The sequence below is a fragment of the Kitasatospora sp. MBT63 genome (assembly GCF_000710465.2).
Taxonomy (GTDB): Bacteria; Actinomycetota; Actinomycetes; order Streptomycetales; family Streptomycetaceae; genus Kitasatospora.
Genome location: NZ_JAIZ01000348.1, coordinates 1 through 8,312, shown reverse-complemented (window position 1 = coordinate 8,312; position 8,312 = coordinate 1). Strand labels below are relative to the sequence as shown.

Annotated in this window: 9 protein-coding genes and 1 pseudogene; all 10 read left to right on the top strand. The window is 73.3% G+C overall.

From position 1 onward, the window contains the following. Positions 1-119 (top strand): aspartate oxidase (locus AA75_RS52190; RefSeq protein WP_033821635.1); only part of this gene is annotated, 119 nt, incomplete at its 5' end. Positions 120-172: 53 nt separating this feature from the next. Further along, positions 173-1,153 (top strand): carboxylating nicotinate-nucleotide diphosphorylase, encoded by a 981-nt coding sequence (gene nadC, locus AA75_RS20695; RefSeq protein WP_033821634.1) that lies wholly within the window; start codon positions 173-175, stop codon positions 1,151-1,153. A gap of 27 nt (positions 1,154-1,180) precedes the next feature. Next, entirely contained in the window at positions 1,181-1,978 is a 798-nt protein-coding gene (locus AA75_RS20690) for a type III pantothenate kinase (RefSeq protein WP_033821633.1), read from the top strand. Positions 1,979-2,177: 199 nt separating this feature from the next. Continuing rightward, entirely contained in the window at positions 2,178-2,951 is a 774-nt protein-coding gene (locus AA75_RS20685; RefSeq protein WP_233289116.1) for a hypothetical protein, read from the top strand. Between the two features lie 270 nt (positions 2,952-3,221). Then, positions 3,222-4,721, top strand: a complete 1,500-nt coding sequence (locus AA75_RS20680) for a hypothetical protein (RefSeq protein ID WP_033821631.1) — start codon at positions 3,222-3,224, stop codon at positions 4,719-4,721. Positions 4,722-4,833: 112 nt separating this feature from the next. Continuing rightward, positions 4,834-6,360 (top strand): annotated as a pseudogene (gene lysX, locus AA75_RS20675) (bifunctional lysylphosphatidylglycerol synthetase/lysine--tRNA ligase LysX); the annotation flags it as partial. Positions 6,361-6,364: 4 nt separating this feature from the next. Continuing rightward, complete coding sequence (locus tag AA75_RS50965; RefSeq protein WP_033821630.1) at positions 6,365-6,520, top strand: hypothetical protein; 156 nt, start codon at positions 6,365-6,367, stop codon at positions 6,518-6,520. A gap of 101 nt (positions 6,521-6,621) precedes the next feature. After that, positions 6,622-7,125 (top strand): BlaI/MecI/CopY family transcriptional regulator, encoded by a 504-nt coding sequence (locus tag AA75_RS20670; protein WP_033821629.1) that lies wholly within the window; start codon positions 6,622-6,624, stop codon positions 7,123-7,125. 9 nt (positions 7,126-7,134) lie between these two features. Then, the gene (locus AA75_RS20665; RefSeq protein ID WP_033821628.1) at positions 7,135-7,665 is read left to right on the top strand and encodes an amino-acid N-acetyltransferase; all 531 of its coding nucleotides are present in this window, start codon (positions 7,135-7,137) and stop codon (positions 7,663-7,665) included. A gap of 131 nt (positions 7,666-7,796) precedes the next feature. Then, positions 7,797-8,147, top strand: a complete 351-nt coding sequence (locus AA75_RS20660; RefSeq protein WP_033821627.1) for an Lsr2 family protein — start codon at positions 7,797-7,799, stop codon at positions 8,145-8,147. Positions 8,148-8,312: the final 165 nt, after the last annotated feature.

Here is an 8,312-nt window from a genome sequence, read left to right as displayed (position 1 = left end):
CCCGCGGCTGCCACTGGCGGGAGGACTTCCCGGAGCGCGACGACCCGCACTGGCAGCGCCACCTGGTGACCGTCCTCGCCGCCGACGGCACCCCCGTCAGCACCGTCGAGCCCCAGTAACCCCCTCGTCCTCCGCCCGGCCGCCGCCGGGGAACCCCCGCAAGGAGCACCCGATGACCCACGACCACGACCACGAGCACGCCGACCTCCCGCTGGCCGACCAGGGCGGCTGCGGCGACGGCTGCGCCTGCGGCGACGGCGAGGCGTACGAGACCGGGCTGGACCCGGCGCTGGCCGAGCTGCTGGAGGAGGCCGGCCTGGACCCGGTCGAGGTGGAGGACATCGCCTCGCTGGCGCTGGCCGAGGACCTGGCCGGCGGCGAGGACGTCACCTCGGTCGCCACCGTGCCGGCCGACGCGGTCGCCACCGCCGACTTCACGGCCCGTCAGGCCGGTGTGGTGGCGGGCCTGCGGGTCGCCGAGGCCGTGGTCTCGCTGGTCTGCGAGGAGGAGTTCGAGGTCGAGCGGCACGTCGAGGACGGCGCCGCCGTGGAGGCCGGCCAGGTGCTGCTCTCGGTCCGCAGCCGTACCCGCGACCTGCTCACCGCCGAGCGCTCGGCGCTCAACCTGCTCTGCCACCTGTCCGGCATCGCCACCTCCACCCGGGCCTGGGCCGACGCCCTGGAGGGCACCTCGGCGGTGGTCCGCGACACCCGCAAGACCACCCCGGGCCTGCGCTCGCTGGAGAAGTACGCGGTCCGCTGCGGCGGTGGGGCCAACCACCGGATGGCGCTGTCGGACGCGGCGCTGGTCAAGGACAACCACGTGGTGGCGGCCGGCGGGGTGGCCGAGGCGTTCAAGGCCGTCAAGGCGCTCTACCCGGAGCTGCCGGTCGAGGTGGAGGTCGACACCGTCGAGCAGATCCAGCCGGTGCTGGACGCCGGGGCGGACCTGATCCTGCTGGACAACTTCACCGTGGCGCAGCTGAAGCAGGCCGTCGCGCTGGTGGCCGGCAAGGCGAAGCTGGAAGCCTCCGGCGGTCTGACCCTGGCCACCGCGCGCGAGGTCGCCGACACTGGTGTCGACTACCTCGCCGTCGGCGCCCTGACCCACTCCTCGCCGATCCTGGACATCGGCCTGGACCTCCGCGCCTGACCTCTCGCCCGAGCCAGAAAGCACCCCATGCTCCTCACGATCGACGTCGGAAACACCCAGACCACGCTCGGCCTGTTCGACGGTGAGGAGATCGTCGAGCACTGGCGGATCTCGACCGACCCGCGCCGCACGGCGGACGAACTCGCGGTGCTGATGCAGGGACTGATGGGTGCGCACCCCATCGTCTCCGCCTCGGACCGGGTGGAGGGGCTGGCGATCTGCTCCTCGGTGCCCGCCGTGCTCCACGAGCTCCGCGAGGTGACCCGCCGGTACTACGGCGACGTCCCCGCGGTGATCGTGGAGCCGGGGGTGAAGACCGGGGTGCACGTGCTGATGGACAACCCCAAGGAGGTCGGCGCGGACCGGATCGTCAACGCGCTGGCGGCCAACCACCTCTACGGCGGCCCGTGCATCGTGGTCGACTTCGGCACCGCGACCACCTTCGACGCCGTGAACGAGCGCGGCGACTACGTCGGCGGGGCGATCGCGCCCGGGATCGAGATCTCGGTCGAGGCGCTCGGCATGCGCGGTGCCCAGCTCCGCAAGATCGAGCTGGCCCGGCCGCGCAACGTGATCGGCAAGAACACCGTCGAGGGGATGCAGTCGGGCATCCTGTACGGCTTCGCCGGCCAGGTCGACGGCCTGGTCAACCGGATGGCCAGGGAGCTGTCCAAGGACCCGGACGACGTCCAGGTGATCGCCACCGGCGGGCTGGCCCCGCTGGTGCTCGGCGAGGCCGAGACCATCGACGTGCACGAGCCCTGGCTCACCCTGATCGGCCTGCGGCTGATCTTCGAGCGCAACCGCCCGGCCACCGCGGCCTGACGGCGCTCCGGCGCCCGGTCCTGCGCCGGGCCGCCGGGGCCGCCCGGCCGGTGGTTCGGAGACTGCCGGTCCGGACGGGAGCGGCCGTCCGGCGGGCCGCCGGGCCCCGGGACGGGCACCCGGGCGGCCGTCGGGCCAAACGTGGGTTCTTGATCCGACGCTCCCGACAAATCGGATATTCGTCACGTAGGGTCAGCGCATGCCTACGCCTCACGGATCGCGCGGCGGCATGGCGTTCAGCGCCGACGAAGTCCGCGTGCTGCGCCGCGCCCTCGCCCAAGCCCTCCACCCGGCCATGCCCGACCGCCTCCGGCCGCCCGCGCCGGTGCCCGAACTCTGGGCCGAGGACGTCCAGGAGGCCCTGTACCTCACCGAGGCGATCGACGAGGCCGTCGCGGAGGGCGGCCGGCTGCGGGCGTTCCTGCTCGCCGACCTCGCCCGCTACCGGGCCGCCCTGCCCGGCAGCGCGGCCGGCTACCTGGAACGGCTGGAGGAGGCCGTCGCGGACGGCTACCTGCCGTCCCCCGACGACCTCGCGGCGCTGCGGTCCCTCACCCGCAGGCCCTGCGGTCCGGCCGAGCGCTCCCGCCGGTCCCGGCTGGCCGGGCGCTGCCACGCGCTCGCCGAGGCCGAGGTCCGCGAGCGGCTCTCGCTCGGCACCGGTGCGCGCCACCTGACGGCGGTGCCCGACCAGGCCGCCGCACCCACCTTCGCCGCGGCCCCCGACACCGCGGACCACCCAGTTGGAGGACGGATCCCGATGAGCAACTCCGCCCAGTCCGCCCAGATCACCACCGCCGGCCGCCCCCAGCCGGGCCGGCCGGCCACCCAGGGCAAGCCGGGTCCGCACGACAAGCAGACCCACCAGCCGCGCCGGATGCCCACCCCCGCCGAACTGTTCGGCCGCCGCCCGCGCCCCGCGGACCGGACCGCGCCGCAGGAGGAGGCCGAGCTGGCCACCGGCACCGGCTGAGCCGCCCGCACCCGGCGCAAGGGGGAGGTCCGCACACCGGGCCTCCCCCGCGCACGTCCCGGGCGGATCCCGCCCCCCGGTACGCCAGACGTCGTATCCACGGCCCGGGTTGAGCATCGGTCAGGTCACAGCCCGGGCCGTCGCCGCCCGCCTTCGGACCCCTTTGCCGGAATATCCGCCCATTGATTTCCCCCACCGGACACACCGCGCAGCCCTACCGTCGGCGTGCGCCCCATCCGGGGTGCGACCACCGGACGGACGGGAGAATCCGTGCACATCCGACGCCATCGACCAGCTCTCGCCCCGCTCACCGCACTGCTGCTGACCGCCGCCGCGGCGGCCACCGCGGCACCCGCCCACGCGGCCGGACCCGCGCCCGCCCTGCACGGCCCGGCCGTGCTCGCCCTGGACCCGGACCGCCCGGCCGACCAGGGACCGGCCCGGCTGCAACTCGACCTCGACCTCCCCGGCGGCACCACCGCGCAGGCGAAGGTCACCATCGACACCGCCGCCCTCGGCGGCGCGGCCCGCCTGGCCGCGGTCAGCACCAGCAGCAGCTACGCCACCTGCACCACCACCGCCGCCGTGGTCGACTGCGACGTGCGGATCGACGGCTCCCTCACCCGCTCCGTGTACCTGGACCTGGTCCCCGAGCCGTCCGCCGCACCCGGCACCACCGGCACCGTCCGCACCACCGCGGTCTCCGACGGCGGCTCGGCCGCCCTCACCACCGGCGTGGTGGTCGGCGGCACCCGGCTGACCGCGGCGGAGGTGACCGCGCCGGCCGGGCTGAAGCCGGGCGACCCCTGGTCACCCGTCCTGGAGATCACCAACCACGGGCAGCTGACCGCCCCCCGGCTGGTGGTCGCGTTCGTCCAGCCGGTCGGCGTCGCGTTCAGGCAGAAGTACCGCAACTGTGAGTACGGCGAGCGTGCCGAGCCCGACCCCTACCCCGGCCCGGCGGACCGGGCCGTGCTGTGCACCGTCGACTCCCCGGTGGCCCCGGGCGAGACCGTCCGGCTGGACCCGCTCGGGCTCCGGATCACCCGGGACTCCGCGGGTGCGAGCGCGCAGCTCCTGCTCCGCCCGGCCGCCTTCGAGACGGGCTCCTGGCTGCGCACCCACTACCGCTTCACCGCCGGCCCGGCCAACGGCCCCCGGCTGACCACCGGGAAGCCGCCGGTCCCCGCACCGGGCACCACCCCGGTGGCGGACCTCGCCGACGGCGGCCAGTCCTGGACCGGCCTGTACGCCCCGGTCGAGCACAGCGCGGACTTCCGCGCGCTCGGCGCCTGGGCGCCGGACACCGCCGCCCCCGGCCGGGGCACCCTGACGGTGGGCCTGCACAACCGCGGGCCGGCCTCGATCGGCGGCGGCGGCAACTCCGGGAGCTCCCCGGTCGACGTCCAGGTCGCCCTGGACCGGCGGATCACCGTGGTCGCGGCGGACCCGCGGTGCCACCGGACACCCTGGCTTGAGACCGACCCCGGCACCGCCCTGTACAGCTGCGAGGTCGACAGCTGGATCCCCACCGGCCACCGGTCCGCCTTCGCCTTCACCCTCGCCGCCGACCCGGCCGCCGGGCTGGCGGCCGTGGTCCGCCTGCACAACGAGTTCGGGGAGCAGGACGGCCACCCGGCCACCTCGATGCCGTGGGACCACAACCCCGGCAACGACAGCGTGACCCTGCGGCTGGACGCCCGGCCGCACGGCTCGGTGCCGCCCGCCGCCACCGCCCCGGCGGCAGCCACGGCCGCCCGCCAGGAGTGACCGGCCCGCCCCGGCCGGGTCCGTGCGACGCGGCCGGGGCGGCGCCCCATCCGCTGACGGGAGCGGCCGTTCGGCTGGCTACCCTTGTGGGGTGACCGATCAGAGCACTGTCCCCGCGACCGACGACCTTCCCGAGCAGATGCGCGTCCGGCGCGAAAAGCTGGAGCGGCTCCGGGCGGCCGGCGTCGACCCGTACCCGGTCGGCTTCCCCCGCACCACCAGCATCGCGGACCTCCGCGCCAAGCACCCCGACCTGGAGCCGGACACCGCGACCGGCGAGCGGGCCGGCGTGACCGGCCGGGTGGTCCTGGCCCGCACCGGCGGCAAGCTCTGCTTCGCCACCCTGCGGGACGGCTCCGGCGACCTCCAGGTGATGTTCTCCCTGGACAAGCTGGGACCGGAGCGGCTGGCGGCCTGGAAGTCCGACATCGACCTGGGCGACCAGGTGGGCGTCGAGGGCGAGGTGATCACTTCCAAGCGCGGCGAGCTGTCCGTGATGGTCGACCGCTGGGAGCTCACCGCCAAGTGCCTGCGGCCGCTGCCGGACAAGCACAAGGGCCTGACCGACCCGGAGGCCCGGGTCCGCCAGCGGTACGTGGACCTGATCGTCAACCCCGAGGCGCGCGAGATCCTCCACCTGCGCAGCAAGGTGGTCCGCTCGATCCGCCGCACCTACGAGGAGCGCGGCTACATCGAGGTCGAGACCCCGATGCTGCAGCCGGTGCACGGCGGCGCCAACGCCCGCCCGTTCACCACCCACATCAACGCGTACGACATCGACCTCTTCCTGCGGATCGCCCCGGAGCTGTACCTCAAGCGGCTGGTGGTCGGCGGCGCCGAGAAGGTCTTCGAGATCAACCGCAACTTCCGCAACGAGGGCGCGGACTCCACCCACAACCCGGAGTTCACCTCGCTGGAGTCGTACGAGGCCTACGGCGACTACGACACCCAGGCCGAGCTGATCCGGGCGACCATCGTGAACGCCGCCCGCGACGCGCTCGGCACCACCGTGGTCCGGGGCATCGGCCCCGACGGCACCGAGCACGAGATCGACCTGGCCGAGCCGTGGACCGAGGTCAGCGTCTACCCCGGCATCTCGGCCCACCTGGGCACCGAGATCACCCCCGACACCTCCGTCGAGGAGCTGCGCAAGCTCGCCGACGAGGCCGGCGTGCCCTACGAGAAGGAGTGGGGCCACGGCCAGATCGTGCTGGAGATGATCGAGCGGCTGCTGGAGCACAACGCGATCAAGCCGACCTTCATCCGGGACTACCCCACCGAGGTCTCGCCGCTGACCCGCCAGCACCGCTCGATCCCGGGCGTGGCCGAGAAGTGGGACCTGGTGATCTTCGGTACCGAGATCGGCACCGCCTACTCCGAGCTGATCGACCCCGTCGAGCAGCGGGCCCGGCTGACCGCCCAGTCCCTGCTGGCGGCCGGCGGCGACGTCGAGGCGATGCAGGTGGACGAGGACTTCCTGCGCGCCCTGGAGTACGCGATGCCCCCCACCGGCGGCCTGGGCCTCGGTGTGGACCGCCTGATCATGCTGCTCACCGGCAAGAACATCCGCGAGACGGTGCTCTTCCCGCTGGTGAAGCCGGAGGCCAAGCAGGCGGCCGCGGCCGCCGAGGAGGAGTGACCTGATGGACTACGTCAGCGCGATCGTGCCGCCGCTCGTCATGGCGATCGGCTTCGGCTTCCTGGTGCGGGCGATCATCCGCAGCCAGGGCGGGGCCCAGCGGGCCAAGGAGGACGCCGCCGCCGACGCCCTCGCGGCCCGTTCCACCACGGGCGAATAGCAGCCGCGACCGGCGCGCCGTCACCCCAGCGGGTGGCGGCGCGCCGGTGTCGTTTCCGCCGGGCCCGATTCTGTCCGAAACACCCCTATCCTGGCCGGACTATGGTGCGGCAACTCGGAGAACTCGAGAACGACATCATGACCAGGGTGTGGCAGTGGAACCGCCCGGTCACGGTTCGCGAGGTTCTGCTGGATCTGCAGTCGGAACGCGAAATCGCGTACACGACGGTGATGACCGTGCTCGACAAGCTGTACCGAAAGGGCTGGCTGCGGCGGGAGCAGGCGGGCCGGGCGTATCGATATGAGCCGGTCTCGTCCCGCGAGGCATACACCGCCGCGCTGATGAACGACGCGTGGGCGACCAGTGACAATCCGGCCGCGGCACTGGTGCACTTCTTCGGCCTGATGTCGCCCGAGCAGCGCGACGCCCTTCGGGACGCGCTGCGGGTGGCGGGGCCGTTCCCGGATACCGCGCCGGTCGATACGCCCTCGACCGATACCCCGGCGGCCGATACGCCGGTGGCCGATACGCCGGTGGCCGATACCGGGCGCCCCGATACGCCGCCGGGCGATACCGGGGAGACCCCTTGGCCGCCCGCACGATAACGTCCCGCCATGGAGGTCACCATCCGCCGGGCGCGGACCACCGATGTGCGGGCCGTGCGAGGGCTCATCGACGCCTACTCGCGGGACGGGATTCTGCTGGACAAGCCCACAGTCACATTGTTCGAATCGGTGCAGGAGTTCTGGGTCGCCGAACGCGACGACACCGGCACGGTGGTCGCCTGCGGCGCCCTGCACGTGATGTGGGAGGACCTGGCCGAGGTGCGCACCCTGGCGGTCGACCCGGCCTGCAAGGGCCACGGCCTCGGCCACCTGGTGCTCGACAAGCTGCTGCAGACCGCGCGCTGGCTGGGAGTCCGTCGGATTTTCTGCTTGACGTTCGAGGTCGACTTCTTCGCGAAACACGGTTTCGTCGAGATCGGTGAAACCGACGATCGTACGTCAGACCCGGCCGCCGTCGCCACGGAAGTCTATGAAGAACTCCTGCGCTCGTACGATGAAGGTGTCGCGGAGTTCCTGGACCTGGAGCGGGTGAAGCCGAACACCCTGGGCAACTCCCGCATGCTGCTGCGACTCTACTGAGTCCGGGCGCGCGCCGAGTGCCTTGTCGCGCATGTCGCACACCCCCGGGGACGCCCGGGGGTTTGTGTTTTCCGGGAAAAGGCGGTTTCCTTTCTCCAGGCAATGAGTTGTTGACACGGAAAGGGAAGCCCGTGGCACAGAGGGTTCAAGTCATTCTGGAAGACGATCTCGACGGCGGCTCGGCGGACGAGACGGTCACGTTCGCGCTGGACGGCGTTGCCTACGAGATCGACCTGAAGAGCGACAACGCGGAGAAGCTGCGCGGCCTGCTGGCCCCGTACGTCGAGAAGGGCCGCAAGCAGAGCGGGCGGCTCAGCGCCCCCCGTCGCAGCAGCGGCCGGGCGGCCGGCCGGTCCTCCGCGGGACAGCCGGACACCGCGAAGATCCGGAACTGGGCGAAGGAGAACGGCTACCAGGTCAACGACCGCGGCCGGGTGCCCAGCAACGTGCGCGAGGACTACGAGAAGGCGCACGCCTCCTGACCCCACCGGGGTCCTCCGGGGCGTCGGCGCCGGGACCGGCAGGTCACGGCCGCGGGCGGCCGCCGGGCAGTCGCACAGCCGCCGCAGACCGGGTGGGCCCAGGTTCAGGGCCGGGCCGCCCGTTCCCGGCCGCGGCCGGGCCGCAGCGCGGCCCGGCGCCGCCGG

Bases quoted from the DNA above. Each gene is read 5' to 3' on its own strand.
- nadC (WP_033821634.1), top strand. From the start codon at position 173: ATGACCCACGACCACGACCACGAGCACGCCGACCTCCCGCTGGCCGAC.
- AA75_RS50965 (WP_033821630.1), top strand. From the start codon at position 6,365: ATGGACTACGTCAGCGCGATCGTGCCGCCGCTCGTCATGGCGATCGGC.
- AA75_RS20665 (WP_033821628.1), top strand. From the start codon at position 7,135: ATGGAGGTCACCATCCGCCGGGCGCGGACCACCGATGTGCGGGCCGTG.
- AA75_RS20670 (WP_033821629.1), top strand. From the start codon at position 6,622: ATGGTGCGGCAACTCGGAGAACTCGAGAACGACATCATGACCAGGGTG.
- AA75_RS20690 (WP_033821633.1), top strand. From the start codon at position 1,181: ATGCTCCTCACGATCGACGTCGGAAACACCCAGACCACGCTCGGCCTG.
- AA75_RS20685 (WP_233289116.1), top strand. From the start codon at position 2,178: ATGCCTACGCCTCACGGATCGCGCGGCGGCATGGCGTTCAGCGCCGAC.